Source organism: Flavobacterium sp. WG21 (assembly GCF_000335775.1).
GTDB lineage: Bacteria > Bacteroidota > Bacteroidia > Flavobacteriales > Flavobacteriaceae > Flavobacterium > Flavobacterium tructae.
On record NZ_AMYW01000065.1, the window covers coordinates 1 to 3,060 of the forward strand.

Genomic DNA, 3,060 nt, shown 5'->3' on the forward strand with positions numbered 1-3,060 from the left:
CAATTCTTTTCAGGGTCTTGCAGGCAGAAAGGTGCTCTAAATGTGACAAATAACCCGGGGTGGCATGCAGGTGGGTTACACTGTGTTCTTTCAATAGGGTTATAAAATCGGCTGGATCAATGATACGCTCTTTTGGAGCACCTATCAGGGTGGCTCCTGTGAATAAAGCCAAAAAGATCTGTTCCATCGACGCATCAAAGGCGTTGTTGGAGAATTGTACGATACGATCGGACGCATCAAACCCAAATTCTTCTTTTTGGTTTAGGATATAATTCACCAAACTTTTGTGCTCGATCATTACGCCTTTGGGCTGTCCTGTGGAACCTGAGGTATAAATGACATACATGAGGTTCTCCGGAGTCAAAGAAATAACAGGTAATGTGGTTGGATAATTGTCCTGACGGGAGATGAAATTCGCCAATAACTTCTCGTCAATAACAACTTTACAGGCACTGTCTTGCTCGATATAAGCAATTCTTTGCTCCGGATAACCCGGATCTATAGGAACATAAACACCGCCGGTTTTCAATACGGCCAAAAGGGAGATGTATATCCACTCGCTGCGCTCTAATTTTACAGCAATAAGGTCTTCTGTTTTTATTTCATAATGAGTCAATAAATAATGCGCCAACTGGCTGGAAAGCTCATCTAGTTCTTTGTAAGTTAATGATCTGTTTTCAAAAACTACTGCTACGGCATCAGGGGTTTGCCCAACTTGCTGTTCGAACATTTCAACGGCTGTAATGGCTACTGCTGCTTCTGCTTTTGAAGTGCTAAAATCTTCCAGAAGGATCGCTTTCTCTGAGCTTGAAATGTAATCAATACTGGCTACTTCTTGATTCGGATTTTGGATTCCTTTCCTTAAAAAACTATCCAAATGAGAAGCCAGACGCGTTACAAAATCCAAATCATAAATATCAGTATTGTAATCTATTACTAAGGACAATTGGCCTTGTTTTTCTGAAAAAGAAAAGTTTAAATCAAACTTACTAACTGACTTTTCCTGATTTTTATAAGGTGTTATTTCAAGGCCGTTTAGTACTAACCCCTGAGATGTTAATAACTCTTCCTGGTTTTGAAATACCACTAAAACATCAAACAAAACTGATCGGCTTAAGTCTCTTTTCAGATTAAGCGCTTCGACCAAACTGTCGAAAGGATAGTCCTGATGGGAATAAGCTTTTAATAAGGTTTCTTTTTGTACCGTTAGTAATTCTTCAAAACTTGCTGTTGCTTCAAAAGTGGTTCGAATGGCCAGCGTATTCAAATACAACCCAACCTGATTTTCGAGATCACCATGTTTTCTTCCTGCTACCGGAGTTCCTAAAATAATATCTCTGGTATTGGCATACCTGGATAGTAATCCATTTATTCCGGCCATTAAAAGCATAAAAAGTGTCACGCCATTTTGCTGGGCATAGGCATTCAGCGCAGTAGTACTCTCTTTTGAAAAAAAATGATATACTCCTGAACCGTTATACGTTTTAAAATTAGGCCTTGTCCTGTCGGACGGCAATTCTAAAACGGGTAAATCTCCTGAGAATGTCTCTAACCATGCGGCTTTAGATTTTTCCAGTACTGCTTGTCTGGACGGGCTGTTTTGCCATTCTGAATAATCTTTGTACTGAATAGGCAAATCGGGTAATATGATCTCGCTTCCTATGGCCAGTTCATTGTAAATGGCCATAAACTCTTTACTCAATATTCCCATCGACCAGCCATCGCCTATAATATGATGCATATTAAGCATCAAAATATGATGATCTGTGGCTGTCTTTACAATCTCTCCTAAAAAAAGTGGTCCTTTTTCTAAGTCGAAAGTATGTCTTTGAAGTGCATTAGCATGATTGCTTAAGGCTTCAGTCGTGGCATTATTTAAATCTGTAAATTGTAAAACCCCACTGTATTGGGCAAAAGGGATAATATACTGTCCCAAAATTCCTTGTTCATCTTCTTTAAAAACGGTACGCAAACTCTCATGTCGTTCCATTAAAATCTTAAAAGTCTGATGTAGCTTTTCAAAATTTAACGCGCCTTTAAATTCATAGGCATCAAAAATATTATAAGCCGAATTACCTCCTTCAAACTGACTTAAAGTCCATAGCTGCTGTTGGGGCGAAGTAAGTGCATATGATTCTTTTATCGCAGCTTTTGGGATAGACTCTGAAGATGAAAGTAGTTTGATCAACTCATTTTTGCAGGCTTTAATACTTGCAATAATTTCAGGAGTCAAAGCACCTTTCGGAGCATTAATTTTCAGATCTCCATTTTCTATCCGAAGTCTGATATTTAAGGATTGTAACGTTTGTATTAAATTCTTTATCATGATATGATTTTTAAAGTAGGTTGGAATGCTTATATGATTTTTTTAAAACATACCACTATCTATCTCAATAGTTGGAAGCCAAATGCACCTACCTGCTGAGCATAATTAATTTTAAAAAATAGAAACACTCTTTTTTCTGGAAAAGGTCTACGTCCTTAAAACGTATATAGTAATACAGTGAATTATACTCATAAATCGAGCATATTAGATGTTGCAAAAAAAAGCATGGCTATTAAAATACAGCCATGCTTAAGCTATAAAATGAAACTCGCGATTAGATTTTATAGTAAACCGTTGGGGTAAAAAATAGTAAACACTATAAATTATATCAATATCTCATCCAGGTCATCAGCTGTTTCTACAGCTAATTCATTTTGAAACAGAATAAATTTTAATTTCCTGGAAACTCCTGTGATATCTTGAGTTTTATATAAATCCTGAATTGAAAGTCTTGTATCAAAAGCTCTGTTTATTTTGTTGATTAAAACGGTAGCTTTTAAACTGTTTCCTCCCAATTCAAAGAAATTATCCGTAATGCCAATTTTCTCTAGTTTTAGAATGTCTTGCCATATTTCTACCAGTTTTTTTTCGATTTCATTGGTCGGAGCCACATATTCTTGTTGGATGACATCTTCTGTGTTTACCGATGGTAATGCTTTTTTGTCGATCTTACCGTTGGGTGTCAGTGGGAATTTGTCTAAAAACACATAAAAGCTCGGTAACATATATTCGGG

Annotated in this window: 2 protein-coding genes; both read right to left on the bottom strand. The window is 36.9% G+C overall.

The window, feature by feature from the left end:
• On the bottom strand, nucleotides 1-2,326 hold a 2,326-nt coding region (locus tag C245_RS0122425; protein ID WP_017498849.1), incomplete at its 3' end, for a condensation domain-containing protein.
• Nucleotides 2,327-2,649: 323 nt separating this feature from the next.
• The coding region (locus C245_RS0122430; RefSeq protein WP_017498850.1) for a phosphopantetheine-binding protein at nucleotides 2,650-3,060 on the bottom strand (411 nt) is incomplete at its 5' end.